Genomic DNA, 23,568 nt, shown 5'->3' with positions numbered 1-23,568 from the left:
TCCATGACCGAGTCAGGGCCCGTCGGTCCGGTCACCTCCCGCCTCATCGCGGTCTGCACCCGCACCCGCGACCGGCTGCGCACCCCCGAGCTGCGCGACCGCCTCGACGGGCTCGTGGCGCGCCTCGGGGAGCCGAGCATCCGCGTGGCCGTCGGTGGCCGGATGAACGCGGGGAAGTCGACGCTGGTCAACGCCCTGCTCCAGGAGCGGCTCGCGGCCACCGGCGCCACCGAGACGACGCGGCTCGTCACGTGGTTCCGGCACTCGCACCAGGCACGCCTGCGCGTGCACCACCGCGACGGCACCGACCGGCTGCTGCCGCTCGCGCCCGGGGGCGGCGTCGGCGCGACGGTCGCCGATCGGGGCGCCGACGTCGCCGGGATCGCCCACCTCACCGTCGAGACGCCCAACGAGGCGCTGAGCCGCCACACGATCGTCGACACCCCCGGCACGGACTCGCTGAGCCGACTCGATCCGGACTCGCTGGGGGCCCTCGGCGACGCCGACGCCGTCGTCTACCTCATGCCCCACCCCGGCGAGCGCGACGTCGAGGCGATCGACGCGGTGCGCGGCTGGACCGGCGGCCTGCGCCTCGGCGCGGCGAACATGATCGGCGTCCTCAGCCGCATCGACACGCTGTCCGGGGAGGACGACCCCTGGCCGACCGCCCACCGGGTGGCGCAGCGCTACGCCCGCGAGCTCCGCGCGGTGCTCTCCGACGTCGTCCCGGTGGCCGGGCTGCTCGCCGAGACCGCCCGCGGGCCGGACTTCGGCGAGGCCGACGCCCGGCTCCTGCGGTCCCTCGCCGACGGCGACCGCGGGCGGACCACCCGTGCGCTGCGCACGGTGCAGCGCTTCCGCGGCTGGGACGACGCCCCGGTGGACGTCGGGGACCGCGAGCGGCTCCTCGAGCTGCTCGGCCTGCACGGCATCCGGGTCGGTCTCGAGCTGCTCGACGAGGGCCGGCGCGCGACGCCGGCGCTGCTCGAGGGGTTCGCGCGGCGCTCGGGGATCGAGACGGTGCTCGAGCGCATCGACACCGTGTTCGTCGCGGGCGCCGACCGGCTGCGGGCCAGCGCGGGCATCGCGGCCCTCGAGCACCTCGGCTGGGACGCCACCGACGAGGTCGACCGCCGCAGCCTGTTCACCCTGCAGTCCGAGCTCGACCGTCTGCGCCTCGAGCCCGCCCTGCGCCAGGTGGACCTGGCCGCCGCGCTCGTCGACCTCGAGGCCGGGCGGATGCGCCTCGCCGACGAGCACCTCGCCCGCCTGCGCGACCTCGCCACCGGCAGCGACGACGCCCGGCGCCTCGGGCTCGACCCCGGCGCCGACCGCGAGGCCGTGGTCGCCGCGGCCACCGCCCAGATCCCGGCGTGGCGCGCGCTCGAGGCCCGCCCGTCGCGGGTGCTGCAGCGCCACGTCCGCACCGCCCGCGAGATGTGCGAGCACATCCTGTTCGCCGGCCCATCGCAGGGCCCGACCTGGCAGGCTCGAACGGAGAGCCGGTGATCGCCGGGTCGCGGGAGGAGGTCGTCGTGGGCGTGCCGCCCCGTGCCGGCCCTCCGCGGTCCGCCCTCGGGTCCTACGTACTGTCCGACGTCCTCCACCGGGGCCGCTCCGGCGAGGTGGTGCGCGCGCACGACACCGCCCGCGACCGCGTCGTCGCCCTCAAGCTCCTCGCCCCCGACGGCGCCGAGCGGGAGTTCCGCGCCCGCTTCGACCGGGCCTGCAGCACCGTCCGCACGCTGCGCGAGCCCCACGTCCTGCCGGTGCTCGACCACGGCGAGGCCGGCGGCCGCCTCTTCGTCGCGACGCCCCTGCTGGCCGGTCCCGACCTGGGCGCGGTGCTGGCCCGCGAGGAGGTCCTCACCCCGGAGCGGGCCGTGGCCGTCGTCGAGCAGGTCGCGGCCGCCCTGGCCGCCGCCCACGCGCGCGGACTCGCGCACCGCAACGTCAAACCGTCGAACGTGCTGTTCACCGACGTCTCCGAGGCCGAGGTCCGTGTCGGCGACTTCGGGCTCGTGTCGCGCAACGGGCTCTCGCTCGACCACACGGCGCCCGAGCGCTTCCGCGGCGGCGCCACCGACCACCGCGAGGACGTCTACGCCCTCGGCTGCGTGCTCTTCACCTGCCTCACCGGCGCCCGGCCCTACCCCGGCCGGAGCCTGCCCGAGCGGATGCGGGGGCACCTGGAGAGCCCGATCCCGCGGCCGTCGGAGCAGCGCCCGGGCGTCCCGTCCGGGTTCGACGCGGTCATCGCGGGCGCGCTGGCCAAGACGCCGGCCGAGCGCACCGCCACCGTCGGCACGCTCGCCGCCGCGGCCCGCTCCGCGCTCGGGTAGGCCCGGAGAAAGGCTCCCGAAAAAGGTGGGCGCCGCCGGAACATCCGGGCGGGTCCGCACCGTCACAGGCACGAGCGGTCCGCCACAGCGGCGGGCCACAGGGCGAGGGCGGACACGATGAGCGGGACGACCGGGGCCTCCGGCGACATGTACTTCAGCGCCGACGGCGGCGTGTACGACGCCTCCGGCACCATGATCGGCACCTACGAGACCGACGCCGCCGGCAACGTCGACGCGGTCTCGAGCGACACCGACGGCGACGGCGTCCTCGACACGACGGTCACCGACACCGACCACAACGGGACGTTCGAGACCGGGGTCGTGGACACCGACGGCGACGGCTACTACGACACGATGGTCGTGGACACCGACGGCGACGGCGACTTCGACACCGCGGCCGTCGACACCGACCGCGACGGCACGGCCGACACCACCGCCCACGACCCCGCCGGCTTCTGAGCCGCACGGCCACGGCCGCCACGACAGCCAGGACGGAGACCCTCGACGGGCCCCGCCACGCCTGGCCGACCAGCTCCGGAGATCCCCGATGACCCTCCAGCCTCCCGCGACGACGACGCGGGGCCGCCACCCGCTGACCGACGAGGTCCTCGCGCTGGTGGCCGACGTCCGCGCCACCGCGGTCGAGGACGACGAGCCCGGCGCCGCCGAGGCGCTCGACGCCGACGTCGCCCGCGTGCAGGCCGGGAACGCCGCGGTGGTCGTCGTCGGGGAGAAGAAGCGCGGCAAGAGCTCGCTCATCAACGCGCTGATCGGGCGCCCGGGCCTGCTGCCCGTCGACGCCGACGTCGCCACCTGCGTGCACATCGTCGTGAGCCACGGCCCGGACGGCGCGACCGTCGTGCTCGGCGGCGGCCCCGAGGGGCGCGAGGTGGGGCTCGACGCGATCGCCGAGTACGCCGCGCTCGACCCCGGCGCCCGCGCCCCGGAGCACGAGGACGTCAGCCAGGTCCAGGTCCGCGTGCCCGCCCCGCTGCTCGAGGGTGGCCTCGAGCTCATCGACACCCCCGGGGTCGGCGGCCTCGTCGCCGGCCACGCCGCGCTGACCCTCGCGACGCTGAACCGCGCCGACGCGCTGGTGTTCGTCCTCGACGGTTCGAGCGAGATCACCGCCTCCGAGCTCGCCTTCCTCGAGCGCGCCACCGAGCGCATCGCGACCGTCGTCTTCGCCATCACCAAGATCGACCAGTTCCCGTCCTGGGAGGCGGTGCGCGCCCGGGACGTCGAGCTCATCGCCCACCACGCGCCCCGCTACGCCGACGCCCCCTGGTTCGGGGTCTCGAGCCGCGCCGTCGCCGACGCCCTCGCCGCCGAGGCCGACGGCGAGCTCGAGGAGGCGGCGCAGGAGCGCGTCGCCAGCGGGATCGACCCGCTCTCGGAGCACCTCGCGGGCCTCGCCGAGGGTGCCGACGGCCTGCGGCTCGCGAACCTCCTGCACCAGGCGACGGCGACGGTGAAGCGTCTGTCCGCCCTGCAGGTCCGGCGGGCGCTGTCGCTCTCGCCGAGCCCGGAGTTCGCCGAGCTGGTCAAGCGCGAGAAGGCGGCGCTCACGGCGCTGCAGGGTCAGAACGCGACGTGGCGCCAGACGCTCGCGGAGCGCTCGGCCCGCCTCGAGCAGCGGATGCGCACCGAGCTCAACCGGCGCCTCGAGGACCTGCGCAAGGAGGTCGGCGACCGCATCGCCGTCGGCAACAACAAGATCTTCGACGAGGTCGGCACCGACCTCCCGCCGCGGGCGCAGGCGCTGTGGATCGAGCTCGACACATTGCTGCGCCGCGAGCTCACCGCGCTCGGGCAGGCCCTGCTCGCCGACCTCGAGGGCGTCGAGCTCGACCTCGCCGGGGTGGTGCCGGACGCCCCCGAGCGCCTCGCCCAGCTGCCCGAGGCGGCCCGCGGCGCGGGCAGCACGAGCTTCGCCGAGCAGGGGATCATGGCCGCGGGGCTCGGCATGGGCCTCGGGCACCTCGTGGCCCTCGTGGTCGCGCCGCCGATCGGCATCCTGGCCGGGGTCGGCGCCGTCGGCTTCTTCAGCTGGCGACGGTGGAGCAAGGAGCGCGGCGCCCGCAGCCGCGAGGACGCCCGCCGCTACCTCGGCGAGGTCGCCACCCGGCTGAACAACGAGATCCCGCCGGTCGTCTCGCAGGCGGTGGCCGGGGCCCGCGAGGTGCTGGGGCGCCAGATCACCGAGGCGCTGACAGCGGAGAAGGAACGGCTCACCGTGAGCCTCGCCGAGCACGAGAAGAACCTGGCGAGCGAGAAGAGCGCCGTGGCCCGCCGCAAGGCCGAGGTCGAGGCCCGCCTGCGCCGCCGCAACGCGCTGAGGGAGACCGCCGAGCAGCTCGCAACGCGGCTGCCCGCCGATCGAGAGGAGTCGTCGTGACCGTGTCGCAGGAGGGGGGCCAGCAGGACGCCGGAGGTCCGGGCGCGTGGCTGGACATGTCGCGCTATCCCGACACCGACCCGGACACCGTGCTCTCGTCCGACGACCACAGCCTGCTGACCGCGTCGCTGGCGGTCGACGACGGCGAGCTGCCCGACGCCGTCTGGGAGCACATGCTCGCCGTCGTGGTGGGTGACGTCCCCCCCGACGACGGGGACGGCGAGGTCGACCCCACGACCGGGTCCCCCGACGACCCGGCCGACGACCCGGCCGACGACCCCGCCGACGGCGTGGTGGACGAGCACTCCGCGCACGACCCCGGCGACCCCGGGGACGACCCGGCGGTCCACGACCCCGCGCCGCACGACGACGGCGGCTGGGTGTGAACGGCTGGGACCTCGCGATCGACTTCGGGACCTCGTTCACCACCACCGCGACACTCGCCGGCGGGCGCACCGAGGTCCTCGAGATCGACGGCTCGAAGTACGTCCCGTCGTTGGTGTGCGTCGACGAGGACGGCACGATCCTGGTCGGCCGCGACGCGGTCAACGAGGCGGTGATGGCCCCCGAGCGCACCGAGCGCGTGCCGAAGCGGGCGCTGGTCGCCTCCGAGCAGGTGCTGCTCGGAGGGCGCACGATCGCCACCGTCGACCTCGTCGCGGCCGTGCTCGCCCGGGTGGCGGGCGAGGCCACGCGCCGGTTCTCCGGCCGGCGGCCCGGGCGCGTCCTGCTCACCCACCCGGCGCGCTGGCAGGCGGGCGGCCCGGAGCTGCGCCGGCTCACCGAGGCCGCCGAGCGCGCCGGGCTCGGCGAGCCCGACCTCGTCGCGGAGCCCGTGGCGGCCGCGCACCACTACGTCCGCAGCGGCGACCCGGTACCCGACGGCGGGATGATCGGCGTCTACGACTTCGGCGGCGGCACCTTCGACACCGCCGTCCTGCGCCGCCGCCGCGACGGCTTCGAGCTGGCCGGCTCACCGGGCGGCGACGTCGCGCTGGGGGGCGAGGACCTCGACGCGACCTTCATGGAGATACTCGCCGAGCACGCCGAGGCGCTCGACCCCGACGCCTGGAACGAGCTGTGGGAGGCCACCGGCCGGGTCGCCGAGCGGCACCGCACGCTGCTGCGCCGCGACGTCACGCAGGCCAAGGAAGCGCTCTCGCGGCTGCCCGCGGTCAACCTGTGGGTGCCGGGCTACGACGACGAGGTGCGTGTGACGCGCCGCGAGTACGAGCGCGCCGTCGAGCCCCTGCTCGCCCGCAGCGTCGAGGAGCTGACCGACACGATCGCCCGTGCCGGGACCACGCCGGACGCGCTCGTCGACGTCTACCTCACCGGGAGCACGAGCCGGACCCCGCGGATCAGTGCGCTGCTGGCCGACCTGCTCGGGCACGTCCCCGGGATGCGCGACGACCCCAAGGCCGTCGTCGCGCTGGGGGCGCTCGCCACCGTCCCCGGATCGGTGAGCGCCACGATGCACGTCCGGCTCCCCTCGCACCGCCCGCCCCGGCCCGCCCAGCCCCCCGCCGCGCCCACCCCGCCGCTGACCCCGTCGGGCTTCCCCGTCCCGCCCGCGCCGGCCGAGGCCACCGCGAGGGTCCCGCGCCCGGCGAGCGGGCCGACCGACGGTGGCCGGCACGCGGCCCCGACCTCACCGTCCCCCGACGACGCCGCCGCCCGCGAGATCGCCCGCGAGATCGCGGCGATCGCCGAGGCGGCCGGGGTGGCCGACCTCGTCGGCGCCTCCGCCCCGACCATCCGGGCGGGCCGGACGGCGGCCGCGGCCCGCCGGCCGCTCCTCGTGGCCCTCGACGGCGTGGGCGCCGCGATCGGCACGCGCTTCAGCCCGTTCCCGGGTCTGCCGCCCGAGATCGCGCTGCAGGTCCTGCGGGAGGGGCGCGGCGAGCTCGGCGCGCTGGGTCGGTGCCTCACCCGGCTGGACGGTGTCGCGGAGCGTCTCGCCGCGTGGTGAGCGCGAGCGCGCCCCACGTGGTCGAGTAGGCGCACCCCCACCACCACGGAGGACCGCATGTCCCACACCGCGACCGGCCGTGCCACGACGCCCGCCCTGCTCACCGCGCTGCGCGTCGTCGCGTCGCTCACCGTCCTGGCGCTGCTGTGGCAGTTCGTCACCGCCGGTCCGCTGGTGGAGGGGTCCCAGTCGGCGGACACCCACGCCACCGGCGCGATCGTGCTGCACGTCCTGTCCGGGCTCACCATGATCGTCGCGGGGCTGGTGTGGCGGGGCGGGGCGCCGCTGTGGCCCGGGGTGCTCGCCCTGGTCGTGTTCGCGCTGACCTTCGTGCAGGCCTACCTCGGCAGCAACGGCCCGATCTCCGTGCACGTCCCCGGCGCGATGGTCCTGACCGTCGGCGCCGTGGTCGTCGCCGCCTGGTCGTTCACGGGCGGCTCGGCGCACGCCCGGCGCTGATCAGCGCTTGCGGGCGCTGATCACCCCGGTGTCGAAGCCTGCGAGGTGCAGCCCTCCGTGGAAGCGGGCGTGCTCGACCTTGAGGCAGCGGTCCATGACGACGGTCAGGCCCGCCTCGACGCCGCGCTCGGCCAGCTCCTCGTCGTAGAGCCCGAACTGCGTCCAGAACGTCGAGGACCCGGCCGCGATCGTCGCGTCGAGGACGTCGGGCAGGTCCTCGGGCCGGCGGAAGACGTCGACGAGGTCGGGCGTCACCGGCAGCGCGTCCAGCGACGGGTACACCGGCCGGCCCAGGACCTCGCTCGCGTTCGGGTTGACGAAGTAGACGTCGAAGCCGGTGGAGCCGAGGAGGTAGGTCGCGACGAAGTTCGAGGCGCGCGCCGGGTTCGGCGAGGCCCCGACCATCGCGACGCTGTGGGTCCGGCGCAGGATCGCCTGGCGCTCCTGGGCGGTGGGTGGGGTCCAGGTGCTCACGCGCCCTCCTTCGTCGCTTCCGTCAGCGCCTGGTCGAGGTCCCACAGGATGTCGTCGGCGTCCTCGATCCCGACGCTGATGCGGATGAGGTCCGGCCGGACGCCGCCCTCGCGCAGCTGGTCGGCGGTCAGCTGCTGGTGGGTGGTCGACGCCGGGTGCAGCACGAGCGTGCGGGCGTCGCCGATGTTCGCGAGGTGGCTGCAGAGCTGCACCGACTCGATGAACCGCCGGCCCGCGGCGCGCGCGGCATCCTCGTCGGCGCCGCGGACCCCGAAGCTGAACACCGCGCCCGGGCCCTGCGGGAGGTAGTGCTTCGCGCGCTCGTGGTGAGGGTGGCCCGGCAGCCCGGCGTAGCTGACCCACGCCACCCGCTCGTCGGCCTCCAGCCACTCCGCGACCCGCTGCGCGTTGGCGACGTGGCAGTCCATGCGCTGGGGCAGCGTCTCGATGCCCTGCAGCAGCAGGAAGGCCGAGTGCGCGCTCAGGGTGGCGCCGACGTCGCGCAGCTGCTCAGAGCGGATCTTGGTGAGGAAGCCGTACTCCTGGAAGTTGCCCCACCACGTCAACCCGCCGTAGGACGGGATCGGGTCGGTCATCTGCGGGAAGTGGCCGTTGCCCCAGTCGAAGCGCCCCGACTCGAGGATCACCCCGCCGAGGGTGGTGCCGTGGCCGCCGAGGAACTTCGTCGCCGAGTGGATGACGATGTCGGCCCCGTGTTCCATGGGCCGGCACAGGTACGGCGTGGCCATGGTGGCGTCGATGATCAGCGGCAGGCCGCGCTCGTGGGCGACCTCGGCGAGGGCGGCGACGTCGGTGACCTCGCCGGACGGGTTCGCGACGATCTCCGCGAACACGCAGCGGGTGCGGTCGGTGATCGCCGCGCGGAACGCGTCGGGGTCGTCGCCGGGCACGAACGTCGTGTCGACGCCGAAGCGGCGCAGCGTCACGTCGAGCTGGGTGACCGTGCCGCCGTACAGCGCGGCCGCGGCGACGATGTGGTCGCCGGCGCCCGCGAGCGTCGCGAACGTCAGGAACTCCGCGGCCTGCCCCGAGCTGGTGGCCACCGCGCCGAGCGCGCCCTCGAGGCTGGCCAGGCGCTCCTCGAGCGCGGCGACCGTCGGGTTCGCGATGCGGCTGTAGATGTTGCCGTACTTCTGCAGCGCGAACAGGTTCGCGGCGTCGGCGGTGTCGTCGAAGACGAAGCTCGTCGACTGGTAGATGGGCACGGCGCGGGCGCCGGTCGCGGCGTCGGGCACGGCGCCCGCGTGCACCGCGCGCGTGCGGAATCCCCAGGGACGGTCGGTGGCCACCCCGCCGTTCTACCGCAGCGGGCCCGCGACGGCCGGGCTGGAGGTGGGCCGTGGTGCTCACGTCCCGCGGGTTCTCGAGCGGGCCCGTCGGGCATCCGTCGGCCCCGGTCGGCGCGCCCGCGCCGCCGCACGACGCGAGGAGGACCGTCATGGCCGTCTGCGAGACCTGCGGGAACGACTACGAGATGGCCTTCGAGGTGCGCGCTCAGGGCGTGACGCACACCTTCGACAGCTTCGAGTGCGCCATCCACACGATGGCCCCGCGCTGCGAGCACTGCGGCGTCACGATCCTCGGACACGGCCACCAGGTCGACGGGCAGTTCTTCTGCTGCGCCCACTGCGCCTCCGCGTCGCAGGGCACGTCGACGGTCGACCACGTCTGACGGCCGTCAGCGGAAGTAGGCGTTGGCCGGGCCCTGGAAGGCGAAGAGGATCGCGGCGACGATCAGGGCGGCCTGGACGAGGCTGACGATCGTCGACACGACGCCGATGCTCACCCCGAGGCCTGCGGTGAGCAGCACGCCGAGCACGGTGAAGACCGCGGAGATGCCGCCCAGGATCGTCAGGGCCAGGCGGGCCCAGTGGTCGCCCGCCCGCAGCCGCAGGGCGAGGTAGACCACGACGCCGAGGAAGAGCAGACCGATGACGACGCCCACGAGGCCGCCGGTCGCGGCGAGGGGGCTCGGTGCGGTCGTGGCGGTCGCGAGCGAGAGGGCGCTGCCGACGACGCCGACGACGACCGCGGCGATCCACAGCTGGAAGGAGCGCTGCACGGGGGTGGGCGGGGTCACGGTCGGCCACCGTAGTGGGGATCAGCCCGGGTGCCAGGCCCAGCGCCACACGGTGCCCTCGTCCGGGTCGACGGTGATGCCGTCGCGGACGAAGCCGTTGCGGCGCAGCACCGCACTCGAGGCGTTCTCCGCGGGCAGGGTGTGGGCGACGACGCGCCGCACCCCGGCCCGCACGGCACGGTCGAGCCACTGGCCGACGGCCGCGGTCGCGATCCCCCGTCCCTGGCACGAGGGCGCGACCGAGTAGCCGATCTCGATGACGCCGTCCACCGGCGGCCCCGTGTAGCCGCCGAGGCCCACGACCTGCGTGCCCTCGACGATCAGGTGCGCGAACCACGCGGGCGCGATCCCGCCCTCGAGCGCCTCGACGGTCGGCTCGAGCGCCTCGGGGAACGCGAGGAAACCGTCGACCAGGGTGAGCCCGAAGCGCCCGGCGAACTCCTCCGGTTCCGTCAGCAGCGTCACCGCCTGCTCGACGCTCAGCGGCACGACCTCGATCCCCATGTGAGCGATCCTGGGGCCTGTAGCCCCGAACTTCACTCACGGAGGGGTCTCACATGCCGTGCATCTTCGCGATGACCTGGAGCATGACCTCGTCGGCGCCGCCGCCGATCGACGTGATCCGCATGTCGCGCAGGAAGCGCGCGGTCCACGTCTCCTCCATGTAGCCCAGGCCCCCGTGGTACTGCAGGCACGTGCGGGCGACGTCCTCGCACAGCCGGCCGATTGCGAGCTTGGCGATCGTCGCGAAGCGCGAGGTGTCCTCGCCGCGCATGTAGGCCTCGGCGCAGGCGTAGTTGTAGTGCCGGCACATGTCGAGGCGGGCGTAGAGCTCGGCGAGCTGGTAGCTCAGGTACTGGTTCTTGATCAACGGCCCGCCGAACGCCTCGCGCTGCCGCAGGTAGGCGGCGGTGCGGTCCAGCGCCCGCTCGCACGCGCCGACCCGTCCGTAGCAGGCGACCATCCGCTCGTTCTGGAACTGCGACATCTGCTGCTGGAAGCCGCGCCCGACCTCGCCGATGGTGTGGTCGACCGGGACGCGCGCCCCGTCGAACGCCAGCTCCGCGGTGTCCGAGCAGCGGTTGCCGAGCTTGTCGAGCTTGCGGGACACGCTCACGCCCGGCGTGGCCGTCGGGACGACGATCTGGCTGATGCCGCGCGCGCCGCCCTCGTCGGAGGTGCGGGCGAGCAGGCAGAGCCAGTCGGCCTCGACCCCGTTGGTGATGTAGAGCTTCGATCCGTGGATCACCCACTGTTCGCCGTCGCGGATCGCGCGGGTCTTGAGGCCGGCGACGTCGGAGCCGGCGTCGGGCTCGGTCACCGCGATCGCGCTGACCATCTCGCCGCGGATCGCCGGGACGAGATAGCGCTGCTTCAGCTCCTCGGAGCCGAAGCGGTGCAGCGACGGGGTCGCCATGTCGGTCTGCACGGCGATCGCCATGCCCACGCCGGCGGCGTCGCAGCGCCCGATCTCCTCGGCGAGCACCACCGCGAACAGGTGGTCCGCGCCCCCGCCGCCGTACGCGGGGTCGTACTCGAGGCCCAGGAAGCCGAGGTCGCCGAGCTTCGCGAACAGCTCGTGCGTCGGCATCCGCCCGTCGCGCTCCCACCCGTCGACGTACGGGTCGATCTCCCGCTCGACGAACGTCCGCACCGTCTTGCGGAACGCCTGGTGCTCCTCGGTGAACGCGACCATCTCAGGCCTCCTCCTGGACACGCTGCCGCAGGGCAGCCCCGTGGATCGTCCCTGTTGCTCGCCTGCGCCGGGGCGCAGGAGCCCGAGGGGTGGTCATCGCTGCTGGAGGTAGGCGAGGGCCGGACCCCAGCGGTCCGTCTGCGACCCCCGCGGCGCGTAGAGCGGGATCCGTTGGGCGACGCCGCCGAAGCGCCGCTCGAGGGCGGGCCCGACCTCGTCGGGCTCGGCGACGATCGCGATGGTGTGCAGGACCTCGTCGTCCACCGCGTCGCCCATCGCCTCCCACTCGCCGCGCTTCGAGAGCGTGTTGAGCTCGCGGGCGAGATCGCCCCAGCCGTGCAGCTCGAGCACCGGGTGGTACGCCGGGGTCGAGCCGTAGAACGCGACCTGGCGGCGGACGTCGCGGATCGACTCCTCGAACTCCTCCTCGGTGTTGCCGGTGGCGATCAGTGCGGTCGCGGAGAACTCGAAGCCGCTGCCGTCGCGCCCAGCCTTCTCGAAGCCCTGGTGCAGGGCCGGCAGCGTCACCTCGTGCAGGTAGCGCTCGGTGGAGAACGCGTGCGCCATGAAGCCGTCGGCGACCTCGCCCGCCACCGCCGTCATCCGCGGGCCGACGCCGGCCAGGTGGATCGGCGGGTTGCCGAACGCGTTGGGCCCGGGCGAGAAGAACGGCGTCATCAGCGTGTGCGTGTAGAAGTCGCCGCGGAAGTCCAGCCGCTCGCCGGTGGCCCAGGCGTCCCAGATCGCGCGGACGGCGCGGATGTACTCGTGCATCCGGCGCGCGGGCTCCGACCACGGCATCGAGAACCGCTTGGTGACGTGCGGCTTGATCTGCGTCCCGAGCCCCAGCGCGTACCGCCCGCCGGTAACGAGGTGCAGGTCGTTGGCGGTCATCGCCGTCGTCATCGGGGTCCGGGCGAACGCCACCGTGATCGCGGTGCCGAGGGTGACCGTCTCGGTACGGGTGGCGGCCAGAGTGATCATGACCGCGGGGTCGTGCTGGGTCTCCGAGGCCCAGACCGCGTCGTACCCGGCCTTCTCCGCGGTGACGGCGTCGTCGGCGAAGTCGCCCAGCCCGCCGGTGACCACGGTGGCGTCGACCTTCATCGCAGCAGCTCCTCAGGGATGTCCACGTGGCGGGCCCGGACGAACTCTCCGAGACCCTTGGCCTGGGCGTCGAGGGCGAGGTTGTCGGCCACCCCGCGCCCGAGGAAGCCGACGACGGTGACGCCGACCGCCCGGAGCAGCGGGAACTCCCACCGCCGCAGCGCGCACCCCGCGGCGTCCTCGCCGAGCAGGTCGGCGACGTGCTCGTCGTCCCACCAGCCGCGCAGCCACGCGTAGCTCGCGTCGTCCCGCGCCCACAGCCCGAGCGTCGCGTTGCCGCCCTTGTCGCCCGAGCGCGCGCCGACGAGTCGCCCGAGGGGTTCAGAACGAACGGCGCTCTCGCTGCTTCCGAACCCGCGAAAGCGCCGTTCGTTCTCGGGGTCGGCGCGCATCCGGTCGCCGGTGCTCGTCCGATCGGCGCTGGGCGGCGGCACGGCCCAGGTCCGGTCGCCGAGGCCGACGAGCTGCGGCAGGTCGGCGGCCGGCAGGAGGATCGGCCAGAAGACGCTCGCGGCGCTGCCGGGACCGGGCGGGGCCGTGGCGAAGAATCCGGGGTAGCCCGCGAGCGCGGTCTCGACGGCCGCCCGGGACAGCCGCCCGACGGCCTCCTTGGACCCCGCGACCGCCACGGTGAGCAGGGCGACCGCCTCGGTCATGCGTGCCGGGTCGGGCCGGTCGGCGCGCAGCAGACGGGTCTCGACGCGGTCGTAGGCCTTGCGACCCCCCGGCACCCCGGCCCAGAGGGCCGCGAGCGCGTGCTCGGCCTTCGCCTCGACGTCGAGGCCGGTGAGGACGAACGTCACCTCGTTGTGCCACCCGGCGGGCACGACGGCGCCGACCTTGACGGTGTCGGGCGGCGGTTCGCCGCGGGTGCCGGCGAGACGGACGCGGTCGGGGCCCTCCTGGGTCAGGGTGATCGTGTCGAGGCGCGCGACGACGTCCGGGGTCAGATAGCGCGGGCCGTCGACCTCGTAGAGCAGCTGGGCGGTGACGGTCTCGACGGTCACCGCGCCGCCCGTCCCGGCGGCCTTGGTGATCACCGCGGACCCGTCGGCGGCGATCTCGGCGACGGGCAGGCCGACGTGCTCGGTGCCGTCGAGCTCCGCGGCGAAGGAGAAGTTCCCGCCGGTGGCCTGGGCGCCGCACTCGATGACGTGCCCGGCGGCGACGGCGCCGGCGAGCGCGTCGAGGTCGTCGACACCCCACCCGTGGTGCCACGCCGCGGGCCCGAGGACGACGGCCGCGTCGGTCACCCGCCCCGTGACGACGACGTTCGCGCCGGCCTCGAGCGCAGCGACGATCCCGCGGCACCCGAGGTAGGCGTTGGCGACGACCGGCGAGTCCGGCAGTGGCTCGCCGGTGTCGAGGTGCGCCGTGCGCTCGGGCGGCAGCGCGCGCACCTGCTCGGTGACGTCGTCCCCGCCCACCCAGGCCACTCTCGCGCGCTCGTCGATCACGGCGATCTCCGCGGCGCACCCGGCCGGGTCGAGCCCGCCCGCGTTGGCGACGACGACGATGCCGGCGTCGAGGCAGTCGGCGAGGACGTCGCGCATCTGGCGCACGAACGTCGTCGCCCAGCCCCCGGCGCCGCGCTCGCGCTGCTTGGCGAGCAGCCCCATCGTCAGCTCGGCGAGCCAGTCGCCGGTGAGGACGTCGACATGGACGCGGCCCTCCCTGTGGGCGTCGACGATCTCACGGGCCGCGGCGAGCCGGTCGCCGTAGAAGCCGGAAACGTTCGCGATCGCGATCATCCCGGGACCCCCAGCGTGATGAGCGTGGCGTGCGCTTCGACGTACTGCCCGACCGCGACGTGCACGGTCTCGACGACGCCGTCGGTGGCGGCGAGTGCGGGGTGCTCCATCTTCATGGCCTCGAGGACGACGAGCTTCTGGCCGGCGACGACGTGCTCGCCCTCGCGGACGAGGACCTCCACGACCGTGCCCGGGACCTCGCTGACCGGTCCTGCCCCGCCCGCGGCGGCGTCCGGGGCGGGCAGGCGCGGCAGCTCCCGCCAGGCGCCGTGGCCCTCGGTGTCGTCGACATACGCGGTCACACCGGTGGGGCCCTGGTGCTGAGCGACCCGGCAGCGGTACTCGACGCCGTCGTGGGTGAGGCGGACGCCGGTGACGGTGAGGTCTCGCAGGCCGAGCGTGTGTTCCACGCCGTCGACGTCCAGCGCGATCGCGTCCGGGCGGATCGTGGTCCTCACCGCCACCTCGCCGTCCGGTCCGGCCCAGTGCACGGTCGGGCGGGGCGCGCCCCGCAGGGTGCGCCAGCCGGGCGGGGCGAGGTGGGCGCGGGGGTCGTGCTCTCGGCGCGCCGCGCTCGTGCAGGCGACGGCGGCGGCGAGGTGCACGACGGGCGGGGTCGCGGGCGCCGGGGTACGCAGGTGGGGGTGGCGGTCGAGGAAGTCGGTGCGCGTGGCGCCGGCCAGGAAGTCGGCGTCGCGCAGGACGGCGACGAGCAGGTCGCGGTTGGTCGGCGGCCCGTGGATCTCCGCCTGCGCGAGACCGGCGGCGAGCCGCCGCGCGGCCGCGGCCCGGGTCGGGGCGTGGGCGATGACCTTGGCGATCATCGGGTCGTAGAAGGCGCTGATCTCGCCGGTCGCGCCGAGCGCGTCCTCCCAGCGGAGGGTCTGGTCGTCGCCAGAAGAAGTGTGACGGTAGCGGTGCAGCGTGCCGGGGCTCGGACGGTCGTCCTGGGCGGGATCCTCGGCGTACAGCCGGACCTCGACCGCGTGTCCCCGGGCCCGCACGTCGTCCTGGGTGAACGGCAGCGGCTCCCCGTCGGCGACGGCGAGCTGGAGCGCGACCAGATCGACGCCGTAGACCTCCTCGGTGACCGGGTGCTCCACCTGCAGCCGCGTGTTCATCTCGAGGAAGTAGTAGCCGGGGTCTGTCAGCCTGGGGTCCATGCTGACGTCAGACGTCAGGAAATCCCCCACGTCGTCGACGAGGAACTCCACCGTCCCGACGCCGACGTAGCCGAGCTTCTCCGCGAGCGCGACGGCCGTGGCACCCATCCGCTCGCGCAGCTCCGGCGACACGACGGGCGACGGCGCCTCCTCGACGACCTTCTGGTGCCGACGCTGGATCGAGCACTCGCGCTCGCCGAGGTGCACGACATGGCCGTGCGCGTCGCCGACGACCTGGACCTCGATGTGCCGGGGCGCGTCGAGCAGGCGCTCGAGGAACACCGTGTCGTCGCCGAAGCTGCGCGCGGCCTCGGCGCGGGCGGAGCGGACGGCGTCGACCAACTCCGCCGCGGCCCGGACCTCGCGCATCCCGCTGCCGCCACCGCCGGCGGACGCCTTGACCAGTAGCGGGAACCCGACGCCCTCGGCGGCGCGCGCCCAGTCGTCGGGGTCGTCGGTCTCGAGCAGGACGTCGGGCAGGGTCGGCACGCCGGCCTCGCGCGCCAGGGCCTTGGCGGTGTGCTTGACGCCCATGGCCTCGATCGACGCCGGGTCCGGGCCCACCCACGTCAGCCCGGCGTCGGCGCACGCGCGGGCGAACGCGGCGTTCTCCGACAGGAACCCGTAGCCGGGGTGTACGGCGTCGGCGCTCGTCGCCCGTGCCGCGGCGAGGACCTGGTCGACGTCGAGGTAGGTCTCCGTCGCGGTCGAGCCCCGTAGCGCGACGGCGCGGTCGGCCTCGGCGACGTGGGGAGCGTCGGTGTCGGGCTCGGAGTAGATCGCGACCGTGCGGATGCCGAGCGTCCGGGCACCCCGGATCACCCGGCGCGCGATCTCCCCGCGGTTGGCCACGAGCAGCGTGCTGATCACCGGCGCACCTCGAGGATGTGGATTTCCTGGCGTTGAGTGCAAGCGAGGACGCAGGGCTTGCATGCGAGGCCCGCCACCCCGCTCACATCCGGAACGGCGCGAAGCGGGTCGCGCCGGCGATGGGGGCCGAGTGGACGGCCGAGAGGGCGAGGCCCAGGACCGTGCGGGTGTCGCGGGGGTCGATGACCCCGTCGTCCCACATCCGCCCGGAGGCGTAGAGCGCGTTGGACTGGGCCTCGACGCCGTCCTCGATCGCCTTCCGGGTCGCGCGGTCGGTGTCCTCGTCGTAGGGACGCCCGGCCCGCTCGGCCGACCGGCGCTGCACCATCGACATGACCCCGGCGAGCTGCGTGCCGCCCATGACCGCGATGCGGTGGTTGGGCCAGGTGAAGACGAAGCGCGGGTCGTAGGCGCGCCCGGACATGCCGTAGTTCCCCGCGCCGTAGGACGCGCCGACCATGAGCGTCAGGTGCGGGACCTCGGAGTTCGACACCGCGTTGATCAGCTTCGCGCCGTCCTTGATGATCCCGCCGCGCTCGTAGGCCGACCCGACCATGAACCCCGTGATGTTCTGGACGAACAGCAGCGGGATCGACCGCGCGTTGGCGAGCTGGACGAACTGCGCGCCCTTCTGCGACTCCTCGGAGAACAGGATCCCGTTGTTCGCGAGCACGCCGACCGGGAAGCCGCCGATCGATCCCCAGCCGCAGACGAGCGTCGTCCCGTAGAGCGGCTTGTGCTCGTCGAAGCGCGAGCCGTCGAGGACGCGGGCGAGGACGTCGCGCACCTCGACCGAGCGCTTCGGGTCCGACGCGGCGCACGCGAGCAGTTCCTCGGCCGGGTACCGCGGGGGGTCGGCGGGCAGGGACGGACCGGGTCCGCCGCGACGCCAGCCGAGGTCGGCGACGATCCGGCGCCCGATCCGCAGCGCGTCGCGCTCGTCGGCGGCGAGGTGGTCGGCGAGCCCGGACTCGCGGGCGTGCATCTCCGCGCCGCCGAGGGTCTCGTCGTCGACGTCCTCGTTGATCGCCATCTTCACCAACGGCGGCCCGCCGAGGTAGACCGTCGCCTGCCCGCGGACGAACACCGTGTACTCGCTCATCCCCGGCATGTAGGCGCCGCCGGCGGTCGACGAGCCGAAGACCAGCGCGATCGTCGGGATGCCCTGCGCCGAGAGTCGCGTCATCTCGCGGAACGTGCGCCCGCCCGGGACGAACAGGTCGGCCTGCCGCGGGAGGTCGGCGCCGCCCGACTCGACGAGCGCCACCACCGGCAGCCGGTTGCGCTCGGCGATCCCGAGGCCGCGCAGCTGCTTGGTCACCCCGATCGGCGTGATCGAGCCGCCCTTCACCGTCGGCTCGTTGGCGACGACCAGGCACTCGACGCCGCTCACCGCCCCGATCCCGACGACGAGGCCGGCGCCCGGGGTGGTCAGCTCCGGCTCGTGCGCCCCCGCGAGCGCGCCGATCTCGAGGAAGGCCGCATCCGGGTCCAGGAGGAGGTCGACGCGCTCGCGCGCCGTGAGCCGGCCGCGCCCGTGGTGGCGGTCGACGTACTTCGCCCCGCCGGCGGCGAGCACCGTCGCGGCCACCTCGTCGACCCCGGCCAGCGCGGCGAGCATCGCCTCGCGGTCCGCCGCGAACTCCGCCGACGACGGGTCGAGGCGCGATCCGAGCACGGCGCTCGGCGAGATCTCGGGAGCGCTCATGCCCGCACCGGGTCCTTCCCCGGCGTCCCGGCGAACGCCTGGCCGATCTCCATCCACTCCCGCGCGAGATCGCCCGTGACCACGAGGCCGGTGTCGTCGACGTGGCGGCGACGGATCAGCACGAGGCAGAACTCCTCGGCGTCTCCGGTGATGGCTTCACTCACGTGGGGCTCGCCCCATCGCCACACCTCGCCCGACGGCCCGGTCAGCTCCACGCGCACCGGCGTCGCGGGGATCTCGAGACCCCGCACCCGGTACCCCTGCGCCCGCGCCCGCACCGCGATGTCGGCGACGTGGCGCAGGCGGTCGGTGCGCGGGAGACGGGTCCCCAGGGCCTCGGCGACGTCGCTGCCGTGCGCCCAGGTCTCCATGATCCGGCTGGTGATCGCCGACCGGAGCGACATCGGCGGTCCGTACCACGGCAGCCGGGTCGACGGGTCGCACGCGCGCGCCGACGCGTCGAACGCCCGCGCCGCGTCCTGCCACCACGTCAGCGCCGCCGGACCGGACTCGGGCACCGCGGCGTTCGCGGCGTCGACGAAGCCCTCGAGGTCGGTGATCGCGTCGCGCTCGGCCTCGAACTCCGCGGGCGTCGAGATCGCGCGGGCGAACGCCGCGTCGAACCAGCCGAGGTGGGCGACCTGGTCGCGCACGGTCCAGGGCTCGGCGCGGGTGGGCAGCGTCCACCACGCCGGCGGGAGCCCGCGCACCAGTGCCATCACCGCCGCGCGCTCGTCGTCGAGGTCGGCGAGCAGGTCCTCCACCGAGGGCCCGCTCACGCGTCCAGCCCCAACCGGCCCGCCACGACCTCGTTCATGATCTCGGTCGTGCCGCCGCCGATGCCGAGGATCCGCGCGTCCCGGTAGTGGCGCTCGACCTCCACGCCGTGCATGTAGCCCATCCCTCCGTGCAGCTGGACCGCGCGGTCGACGACGGCGTCGCACGCCGCGACCGCGGTGTTCTTGGCCATCGCCAGATCGGTGACGACGTCGGCTCCGGCCTGCCAGCGCGCCAGCACGTCCCGGACGTACGTGCGCGCGACGGCGGTCTCGCGCGCCATCTCGGCGACCTGGTGACGCACGACCTGGCGCTGCGCCAGCGCCGACCCGAAGGTGTGCCGCGAGCGGACCCACGCGATCGTCAGGTCCACGCAGCGCTGCGCAGTGGCGTACGCCTGTACGGCCATCGACAGTCGCTCGGCGGCGAAATTGACCATGATCTGCCGGAAGCCGGTGCCCTCGGCGCCGACGAGGTTCGCCGCCGGCACGCGCACGCCGTCGAAGCGCAGCTCGGCGGTGTCGCTGCAGTGCCAGCCCATCTTGCGCAGCCGCGAGCGGGACACCCCGGGCCGGTCGGTCTCGATCACCAGCAGCGAGATCCCGCGGTGCCCCGGCCCGCCGGTGCGCACGGCCGTGGTGACGAAGTCCGCCCGCGTCCCCGAGGTGATGAACGTCTTCGCGCCGGTCACGACGTAGTCGTCGCCGTCGCGCTCGGCGCGGGTCGTGATCGCCGCGACGTCGGAGCCGGCCTCGGGCTCGGTGATCCCGAGGCTCGCGATCGCGCGGCCGGCCAGGACGGGCCGCACGAGGCGCGCGACCTGCTCCTCGTCACCGGCCGCAGCGATGTGCGGGACCCCGATGCCGTGGGTGAACAGCCCCGCGCAGACCCCGCTCGACCCGCCGGAGAGGATCAGCTGCTCGGCGACCAGACAGGCGTCGAGGTGGTCGCCGACCCCGCCGGCGGCCTCCGGGAAGCCGAGCTCGAGCAGCCCGAGGTCTCCGGCGCGCTCGTGCAGGGTCCGGGGCAGCGCGCCCTCGTCCTCCCAGCGCTCGAGGTTCGGGACGATCTCGCGCGTCGTGAAGTCGGCGACGAGCTCGCGCAGCGCCCGTCGCTCGGGGGTCGACCACGCATCGTGCGCGGAGACGGATTCCGGCCGAAGGGCACCTTCGCGCGCTCTCTCCGGCTGACGGTGCCCTTCGCGCGACACGGCGGACGCCTTCATCGCCGTCCTCCTCGGACACCCCACGCCGACGTGACCTGGGCTACTCTGCCCGTACGTGCGGTCAGTTCACAAGGGGGCGTCATGACGGAGCCGGCGACGGTGGCCCCGGGTCGCGTGCGGGGTGGGCGACGGGACGAGATCCTCGTGACCTTCACCCGCCACGTCGCGGAGCGCGGGTACGACCGCGCGAACTTCGGCGACGTCGCGTCGGAGCTGGGCCTGTCCAAGGGGACGATCGTCCATCACTTCGGCACCAAGGACCGCATGCTCGCCGAGGTCCAGGAGCGCTACATGCGCCGCGCGCTCGACGAGGCGCGCGCCTTCCTCGCCCGGCTCGACCGCCCGGAGCACCGGCTCGCCGCGTTCGTCCACGCCGGTGTGCGCTACCAGACCGACGACCCGGCGACGACCATCGCGTTCCAGCGCGAGGTCGTCCGCCTCACCGACGAGCCCGGGATGGAGACGGCCCGCGCCCAGCGCGACGCCTACCGCGACCTCGTCGTCGGTGTCCTGCGCGACGGCGAGGCGGCCGGGGTGTTCGTCCCCGGCGACGCCCGGCTGCGCAGCCTGCAGATGTTCGGCTCGCTGCACTGGATGTGGACCTGGTTCGACCCGCAGGGCCGCCTCGCGCCGGAGGCCGTCGCCGCGGAGTTCTGCCGCACGCTCCTGCGTGGGCTCGGCGTGCCGGAGACGGCCGTCGCGGAGGCCGCGGACCCGGACGGTCCGGCGGCGGTGTGCGCGCGGGAGGTCGTCGGGAGCTGAACGGCCCGTGCCCGGGGGGACCCGCGACCTACTCCGGTCCGCCGATGTCCTCGAGCCACGCGTCCGGGTGCTCGACGGCGAAGCGCTGCATGAGCGCGGCGCAGTCCGGGTCGTCGAGGACCGTCACGTCGACGCCGTGATCGGACAGCCAGGAGTGCTGCCCGCCGAAGTTCTCGGCCTCGCCCACCACCAGGCGCGGGATGCGGAACTGGCGGATCAGCCCCGCGCAGAACCAGCAGGGCGAGAGCGTCGTGACCATCGTCGTGCCGCGGTAGTCCGGGCGGCGCCCGGCGGCCCGGAAGGCGGCGGTCTCGCCGTGCGTGGCGGGGTCGCCGTCCTGGACCCGGCGGTTGTGGCCGCGGCCGAGCAGGTCGCCGTCGGGACCGAACAGGGCCGCGCCGACCGGCACGCCTCCTTCCGCGGCACCGGCCCGGGCCTCCTCGAGCGCGACGGCGAGCATGGCGGTGGGACTGAGCACGACGCCCAGTGTGCAGCGCAGAATGATCCGTGTGCCGGAGCTCCCCGAGGTCGAGAACGCGCGCCAGGTCGTCGAGAAGGCCCTCGATCGCACGATCTCGGGTGTGGACGACGCCGACGAGTACGTCTGCCGTCCGCACCATCCCGGCGAGATCGACCAGGCGCTGAAGGGCGGCCGACTCGTCGCCGCGCACCGCCGGGGCAAGACGATGTGGTGCGACACCGTGACCGCCGACGGGGACGAGGGCCCGCACCTCGGCATCCACCTCGGCATGGGTGGCCGGATCTTCGTCACCGGCCCGTCGGGCGACGCCGGCAGCCTCTACGCCGGCGGTGACCCGCACGTCGGCGGGATGCCGAAGCAGCCCGGCGAGCGCCCGGACAAACCGGAGTGGGACCGCGTCACGATCAGCTTCGACGACGGCGGGGCGCTGCGGCTCTTCGACAAGCGACGGCTCGGGCGCGTGCACCTCGAGCCCGCCGTCGAGGCCCTCGGTCCGGACGCCGCCGAGATCACCCGCGACGAGTTCCGGTCCCGCGTCGGCAAGGGGATCGTCGCGATCAAGGCGAAGCTGCTCGACCAGTCGGTGCTCGCCGGGGTCGGCAACCTGCTGGCCGACGAGACGCTCTGGCAGGCGAAGCTGCGCCCGTCGCGCCCGGCGGGCGAGCTCTCCACCGAGGAGCTCGACGACCTGCGCCGCGTGCTGCGCAAGGCCACCCGGGCCGCGATCGCGCACGGCGGGGTCCACACGGGCGAGGTCATCCCCTACCGGAAGAAGGACGCGACGTGCCCCCGGTGCGGTGCGCCGATGGAGCGCGGCACCGTCGGTGGTCGGACGACGTGGTGGTGCTCGGCCGAGCAGTCGGACTGAGACCGTTCACCCAGGGGTACCAGGCCGACCGGAACAACGACGTTTCGGAGGGACGGCGATGGCGCGCGGCGACGAGCCCGAGAACGCGGTGCTGCGGGAGGTGTGGCGGGACGTCCTGCGCCGCGACCCGCACCAGGAGTTCTTCCACTCCGACGTCCGCGGGGTGCTCCGGAGCATCGGACCGGTGCTCGTCGAGCACCCGGAGTACACCGACGTCGTCGGGCGGCTCTGCGAGCCCGAGCGGGTCATCGTCTTCCGGATCCCCTGGGTCGACGACAGCGGACGGGTGCGGGTCAACCGCGGGTTCCGCGTCCAGTTCAACTCCGCGCTCGGCCCGTACAAGGGCGGCACGCGGTTCGCGCCGTCGGTCGACCTCGACGTCGTCAAGTTCCTCGGCTTCGAGCAGGTGTTCAAGAACGCCCTGACCGGCCAGGACATCGGCGGCGGGAAGGGTGGCGCGGACGTCGACCCGAAGGCGCTGTCGGCGGGCGAGCTCATGCGGTTCTGCCAGTCGTTCGCCACCGAGATGGCGGGCCACGCCGGGGCCGCGGTGGACGTCCCCGCCGGGGACATGGGCGTCGGGTCCCGCGAGATCGGCTGGATCTACGGGCAGTACCAGCGCCTCATCGGCTACCACGAGCCCGGCGCGTTCACCGGCAAGCCCGCGGTGCTGGGCGGCTCCGCGCTGCGGCCCGAGGCGACCGGCTACGGCACCGTCTACTTCACCCGCCGGATGCTCGACGACCAGGGCCGCGACCTCGACGGCGCCCGCGTCGTGGTCTCCGGCAGCGGCAGCGTCGCGCTCCACGCGATGGCCAAGGTGATCGACTCGGGAGGGACGGTCGTCGGCTGCTCGGACTCGCGCGGGTCGGTCTCGGAGCCCGACGGCGTCGACGTCGACCTCCTGCGCGAGATCAAGGGCCAGGGCGGCTCGGTGGCCGACTACGCCGAGAAGCGGTCGGGCGCCACGGCCTCGCAGGGCTCGCCGTTCACGCTGGAGTGCGACGTCGCGCTGCCCTGCGCGACCCAGAACGAGATCGGCCCCGACGAGGCACGCGCGCTCGTCGACCACGGGTGCTGGGCCGTGGCCGAGGGCGCCAACGGCCCGGTGACCCCGGAGGCGCGCGAGATCCTGCGCGAGGGCGGGGTCGGCTTCGGCCCGGGCAAGGCCGCGAACGCCGGCGGTGTCGCGGTGTCGGCGCTCGAGATGCAGCAGGCCGCCGGCCGCGAGCGCTGGAGCGCCGAGGACGTCGACGCACAGCTCTCCACGATCATGAGCGACGCCTACGACCGGGTGCGCGAGGCCGCCGACCGCTATCACGGCGACCCCGGGGACCTCGAGAACGGCGCGAACGCCGCCGGGTTCCTCCGGGTCGCCGAGGCGATGACGAGCCTCGGGGTGGTGTAGACCGGC

General features: G+C 74.5%; 23 protein-coding genes. 11 read left to right on the top strand and 12 right to left on the bottom strand.

Going from position 1 to position 23,568, the window contains the following annotated elements:
- The first annotated feature begins 3 nt into the window (after nt 1–3).
- The 7 genes from PH189_RS22295 (at nt 4) to PH189_RS22265 (ending at nt 7,171) form a co-directional block, all read left to right on the top strand.
- Nucleotides 4–1,509 (top strand): dynamin family protein, encoded by a 1,506-nt coding sequence (locus tag PH189_RS22295; RefSeq protein ID WP_274191024.1) that lies wholly within the window; start codon nt 4–6, stop codon nt 1,507–1,509.
- Complete coding sequence (locus PH189_RS22290; RefSeq protein WP_274191023.1) at nt 1,506–2,342, top strand: serine/threonine-protein kinase; 837 nt, start codon at nt 1,506–1,508, stop codon at nt 2,340–2,342. The genes PH189_RS22295 and PH189_RS22290 overlap by 4 nt, the downstream gene beginning before the upstream one ends.
- A 117-nt stretch (nt 2,343–2,459) precedes the next feature.
- Nucleotides 2,460–2,801 carry a hypothetical protein gene (locus PH189_RS22285; RefSeq protein WP_274191022.1) on the top strand — a complete coding sequence of 114 codons (342 nt, stop codon included), beginning with the start codon at nt 2,460–2,462 and terminating at the stop codon, nt 2,799–2,801.
- Nucleotides 2,802–2,889: 88 nt separating this feature from the next.
- Nucleotides 2,890–4,740 (top strand): dynamin family protein, encoded by a 1,851-nt coding sequence (locus tag PH189_RS22280; protein ID WP_274191021.1) that lies wholly within the window; start codon nt 2,890–2,892, stop codon nt 4,738–4,740.
- On the top strand, nt 4,737–5,126 hold the full coding sequence (locus PH189_RS22275; RefSeq protein ID WP_274191020.1) for a hypothetical protein: 390 nt from the start codon (nt 4,737–4,739) through the stop codon (nt 5,124–5,126). The genes PH189_RS22280 and PH189_RS22275 overlap by 4 nt, the downstream gene beginning before the upstream one ends.
- Nucleotides 5,123–6,712: an Hsp70 family protein gene (locus PH189_RS22270; RefSeq protein WP_274191019.1), complete on the top strand. Its 1,590-nt coding sequence runs from the start codon at nt 5,123–5,125 to the stop codon at nt 6,710–6,712. Before PH189_RS22275 ends, PH189_RS22270 begins: the two co-directional genes overlap by 4 nt.
- Before the next feature lie 57 nt (nt 6,713–6,769).
- On the top strand, nt 6,770–7,171 hold the full coding sequence (locus PH189_RS22265; protein WP_274191018.1) for a hypothetical protein: 402 nt from the start codon (nt 6,770–6,772) through the stop codon (nt 7,169–7,171).
- Here the strand turns inward: PH189_RS22265 and PH189_RS22260 are convergent, their stop codons facing one another.
- Both PH189_RS22260 and PH189_RS22255 read right to left on the bottom strand, forming a co-directional pair.
- Nucleotides 7,172–7,645 carry a CoA-binding protein gene (locus PH189_RS22260; RefSeq protein ID WP_274191017.1) on the bottom strand — a complete coding sequence of 158 codons (474 nt, stop codon included), beginning with the start codon at nt 7,643–7,645 and terminating at the stop codon, nt 7,172–7,174.
- Nucleotides 7,642–8,955 (bottom strand): O-acetylhomoserine aminocarboxypropyltransferase/cysteine synthase family protein, encoded by a 1,314-nt coding sequence (locus PH189_RS22255; protein ID WP_274191016.1) that lies wholly within the window; start codon nt 8,953–8,955, stop codon nt 7,642–7,644. The genes PH189_RS22260 and PH189_RS22255 overlap by 4 nt, the downstream gene beginning before the upstream one ends.
- 149 nt (nt 8,956–9,104) lie before the next feature.
- Between PH189_RS22255 and PH189_RS22250 the strand changes: the two genes are divergently transcribed.
- A complete protein-coding gene (locus tag PH189_RS22250; RefSeq protein WP_274191015.1) occupies nt 9,105–9,338 on the top strand; it encodes a hypothetical protein in 234 nt (77 codons plus the stop codon).
- A gap of 6 nt (nt 9,339–9,344) precedes the next feature.
- Here the strand turns inward: PH189_RS22250 and PH189_RS22245 are convergent, their stop codons facing one another.
- The 9 genes from PH189_RS22245 to PH189_RS22205 all read right to left on the bottom strand — a co-directional run bounded on the left by PH189_RS22245 (nt 9,345) and on the right by PH189_RS22205 (nt 20,043).
- Nucleotides 9,345–9,746: a hypothetical protein gene (locus PH189_RS22245; protein WP_274191014.1), complete on the bottom strand. Its 402-nt coding sequence runs from the start codon at nt 9,744–9,746 to the stop codon at nt 9,345–9,347.
- Nucleotides 9,747–9,767: 21 nt separating this feature from the next.
- Nucleotides 9,768–10,250, bottom strand: a complete 483-nt coding sequence (locus PH189_RS22240) for a GNAT family N-acetyltransferase (RefSeq protein WP_274191013.1) — start codon at nt 10,248–10,250, stop codon at nt 9,768–9,770.
- 49 nt (nt 10,251–10,299) lie between these two features.
- Nucleotides 10,300–11,442, bottom strand: a complete 1,143-nt coding sequence (locus tag PH189_RS22235; RefSeq protein ID WP_274191012.1) for an acyl-CoA dehydrogenase family protein — start codon at nt 11,440–11,442, stop codon at nt 10,300–10,302.
- Nucleotides 11,443–11,535: 93 nt separating this feature from the next.
- Entirely contained in the window at nt 11,536–12,549 is a 1,014-nt protein-coding gene (locus tag PH189_RS22230) for a TIGR03617 family F420-dependent LLM class oxidoreductase (RefSeq protein WP_274191011.1), read from the bottom strand.
- A complete protein-coding gene (locus tag PH189_RS22225) occupies nt 12,546–14,300 on the bottom strand; it encodes an acyclic terpene utilization AtuA family protein (RefSeq protein ID WP_274191010.1) in 1,755 nt (584 codons plus the stop codon). Before PH189_RS22225 ends, PH189_RS22230 begins: the two co-directional genes overlap by 4 nt.
- The gene (locus PH189_RS22220; protein WP_274191009.1) at nt 14,297–16,333 is read right to left on the bottom strand and encodes an acetyl/propionyl/methylcrotonyl-CoA carboxylase subunit alpha; all 2,037 of its coding nucleotides are present in this window, start codon (nt 16,331–16,333) and stop codon (nt 14,297–14,299) included. Before PH189_RS22220 ends, PH189_RS22225 begins: the two co-directional genes overlap by 4 nt.
- Before the next feature lie 82 nt (nt 16,334–16,415).
- Nucleotides 16,416–18,041 (bottom strand): acyl-CoA carboxylase subunit beta, encoded by a 1,626-nt coding sequence (locus tag PH189_RS22215; protein ID WP_274191008.1) that lies wholly within the window; start codon nt 18,039–18,041, stop codon nt 16,416–16,418.
- Nucleotides 18,038–18,820, bottom strand: coding sequence for a TIGR03084 family metal-binding protein (locus PH189_RS22210; RefSeq protein WP_274191007.1), 783 nt, complete (start codon nt 18,818–18,820; stop codon nt 18,038–18,040). Before PH189_RS22210 ends, PH189_RS22215 begins: the two co-directional genes overlap by 4 nt.
- Nucleotides 18,817–20,043: an acyl-CoA dehydrogenase family protein gene (locus PH189_RS22205; RefSeq protein ID WP_274191006.1), complete on the bottom strand. Its 1,227-nt coding sequence runs from the start codon at nt 20,041–20,043 to the stop codon at nt 18,817–18,819. Before PH189_RS22205 ends, PH189_RS22210 begins: the two co-directional genes overlap by 4 nt.
- A gap of 81 nt (nt 20,044–20,124) precedes the next feature.
- Between PH189_RS22205 and PH189_RS22200 the strand changes: the two genes are divergently transcribed.
- Nucleotides 20,125–20,805, top strand: a complete 681-nt coding sequence (locus tag PH189_RS22200; RefSeq protein WP_274191005.1) for a TetR/AcrR family transcriptional regulator — start codon at nt 20,125–20,127, stop codon at nt 20,803–20,805.
- Nucleotides 20,806–20,833: 28 nt separating this feature from the next.
- Here the strand turns inward: PH189_RS22200 and PH189_RS22195 are convergent, their stop codons facing one another.
- Nucleotides 20,834–21,265: a nucleoside deaminase gene (locus tag PH189_RS22195; protein ID WP_274191091.1), complete on the bottom strand. Its 432-nt coding sequence runs from the start codon at nt 21,263–21,265 to the stop codon at nt 20,834–20,836.
- Nucleotides 21,266–21,305: 40 nt separating this feature from the next.
- Between PH189_RS22195 and PH189_RS22190 the strand changes: the two genes are divergently transcribed.
- Together PH189_RS22190 and gdhA are read left to right on the top strand one after the other, a co-directional pair.
- Nucleotides 21,306–22,154: an Fpg/Nei family DNA glycosylase gene (locus tag PH189_RS22190; protein ID WP_274191004.1), complete on the top strand. Its 849-nt coding sequence runs from the start codon at nt 21,306–21,308 to the stop codon at nt 22,152–22,154.
- A gap of 58 nt (nt 22,155–22,212) precedes the next feature.
- On the top strand, nt 22,213–23,562 hold the full coding sequence (gene gdhA, locus PH189_RS22185) for an NADP-specific glutamate dehydrogenase (RefSeq protein WP_274191003.1): 1,350 nt from the start codon (nt 22,213–22,215) through the stop codon (nt 23,560–23,562).
- The last annotated feature ends 6 nt before the right edge of the window (nt 23,563–23,568 follow it).

The sequence above is a fragment of the Actinomycetospora chibensis genome, from assembly GCF_028737215.1.
Taxonomy (GTDB): domain Bacteria; phylum Actinomycetota; class Actinomycetes; order Mycobacteriales; family Pseudonocardiaceae; genus Actinomycetospora; species Actinomycetospora chibensis.
This window is presented reverse-complemented; position numbering and strand designations above follow the sequence as displayed.

What these genes read in the sequence shown, in the direction of transcription:
- PH189_RS22295 (WP_274191024.1), top strand. Translation starts at nt 4, where the DNA reads ATGACCGAGTCAGGGCCCGTCGGTCCGGTCACCTCCCGCCTCATCGCG.
- PH189_RS22285 (WP_274191022.1), top strand. Translation starts at nt 2,460, where the DNA reads ATGAGCGGGACGACCGGGGCCTCCGGCGACATGTACTTCAGCGCCGAC.
- PH189_RS22280 (WP_274191021.1), top strand. Translation starts at nt 2,890, where the DNA reads ATGACCCTCCAGCCTCCCGCGACGACGACGCGGGGCCGCCACCCGCTG.
- PH189_RS22265 (WP_274191018.1), top strand. Translation starts at nt 6,770, where the DNA reads ATGTCCCACACCGCGACCGGCCGTGCCACGACGCCCGCCCTGCTCACC.
- PH189_RS22250 (WP_274191015.1), top strand. Translation starts at nt 9,105, where the DNA reads ATGGCCGTCTGCGAGACCTGCGGGAACGACTACGAGATGGCCTTCGAG.
- PH189_RS22240 (WP_274191013.1), bottom strand. Translation starts at nt 10,250, where the DNA reads ATGGGGATCGAGGTCGTGCCGCTGAGCGTCGAGCAGGCGGTGACGCTG.
- PH189_RS22235 (WP_274191012.1), bottom strand. Translation starts at nt 11,442, where the DNA reads ATGGTCGCGTTCACCGAGGAGCACCAGGCGTTCCGCAAGACGGTGCGG.
- PH189_RS22230 (WP_274191011.1), bottom strand. Translation starts at nt 12,549, where the DNA reads ATGAAGGTCGACGCCACCGTGGTCACCGGCGGGCTGGGCGACTTCGCC.
- PH189_RS22225 (WP_274191010.1), bottom strand. Translation starts at nt 14,300, where the DNA reads ATGATCGCGATCGCGAACGTTTCCGGCTTCTACGGCGACCGGCTCGCC.
- PH189_RS22215 (WP_274191008.1), bottom strand. Translation starts at nt 18,041, where the DNA reads ATGAGCGCTCCCGAGATCTCGCCGAGCGCCGTGCTCGGATCGCGCCTC.
- PH189_RS22205 (WP_274191006.1), bottom strand. Translation starts at nt 20,043, where the DNA reads ATGAAGGCGTCCGCCGTGTCGCGCGAAGGGCACCGTCAGCCGGAGAGA.
- PH189_RS22200 (WP_274191005.1), top strand. Translation starts at nt 20,125, where the DNA reads ATGACGGAGCCGGCGACGGTGGCCCCGGGTCGCGTGCGGGGTGGGCGA.
- PH189_RS22195 (WP_274191091.1), bottom strand. Translation starts at nt 21,265, where the DNA reads ATGCTCGCCGTCGCGCTCGAGGAGGCCCGGGCCGGTGCCGCGGAAGGA.
- PH189_RS22190 (WP_274191004.1), top strand. Translation starts at nt 21,306, where the DNA reads ATGATCCGTGTGCCGGAGCTCCCCGAGGTCGAGAACGCGCGCCAGGTC.
- gdhA (WP_274191003.1), top strand. Translation starts at nt 22,213, where the DNA reads ATGGCGCGCGGCGACGAGCCCGAGAACGCGGTGCTGCGGGAGGTGTGG.